The sequence below is a fragment of the Vibrio sp. TRT 17S01 genome (assembly GCF_050113695.1).
Classification (GTDB): domain Bacteria; phylum Pseudomonadota; class Gammaproteobacteria; order Enterobacterales; family Vibrionaceae; genus Vibrio.
The window spans coordinates 1-723 of the sequence record NZ_JBNJOG010000066.1 but is presented as its reverse complement, the minus strand read 5'-3'; the positions used below and the strand labels follow the sequence as shown (position 1 = coordinate 723).

At 40.8% G+C, this 723-nt stretch carries 1 protein-coding gene; it reads left to right on the top strand.

Annotation, left to right across the window (positions count from 1 at the left end):
- The first annotated feature begins 135 nt into the window (after nucleotides 1-135).
- Complete coding sequence (def, locus tag ACQEXS_RS22495; protein ID WP_409386149.1) at nucleotides 136-639, top strand: peptide deformylase; 504 nt, start codon at nucleotides 136-138, stop codon at nucleotides 637-639.
- The last annotated feature ends 84 nt before the right edge of the window (nucleotides 640-723 follow it).

Below are 723 nucleotides of genomic sequence, written 5' to 3'. Positions count from 1 at the left end.
TTTTGTGGTTCTTGAATCGCAAAAAGTGCGTGTGCATTTTGTTGGCTATAGGGTTTCAGGTAATCTGCTTTCAAAACTACTTAAACACAGGTGGGAAACTTCGCCTAATGAGCTTCCAAGAATTAGAAGGATAATATGGCAGTTTTAGAAATTTTGACTGCACCTGATCCAAGGCTTAAGGTCAAAGCGGAAAAGGTGCGAGATATTACGGCGGTACAAACATTAATAGACGATATGTTGGAAACGCTGTATGCGACTGACAATGGTATCGGTTTGGCGTCGACTCAAGTTGGTCGTAAAGAGGCAGTTGTTATTATTGACCTTTCAGAAAGTCGAGATGAACCGCTAATTTTAGTTAACCCAGAAGTGATTAGTGGCTCGGATAAAGCATTGGGTCAAGAGGGTTGTTTATCAGTTCCTGATTACTATGCAGACATAGAGCGTTTTACTTCAGTTGTTGTATCTGCTTTAGATCGCGAAGGTAAGCCAATTACCATCGAAAGTGATGAGTTTCTGGCTATCGTAATGCAGCACGAAATAGATCATTTGTCGGGTAATCTGTTTATTGACTATCTTTCGCCACTTAAGCGTCAAATGGCTATGAAAAAGGTTAAAAAGTACGTTAAAGCGCACTCTTAACCCCGCTCTTAGTATCAAGTTTGAAGTGCGACACTTTTTACAGATGCGCATGAATATACTCCGTTGGTGTCCTATACCCAAGTC

Bases quoted from the DNA above. Each gene is read 5' to 3' on its own strand.
- def (WP_409386149.1), top strand. From the start codon at position 136: ATGGCAGTTTTAGAAATTTTGACTGCACCTGATCCAAGGCTTAAGGTC.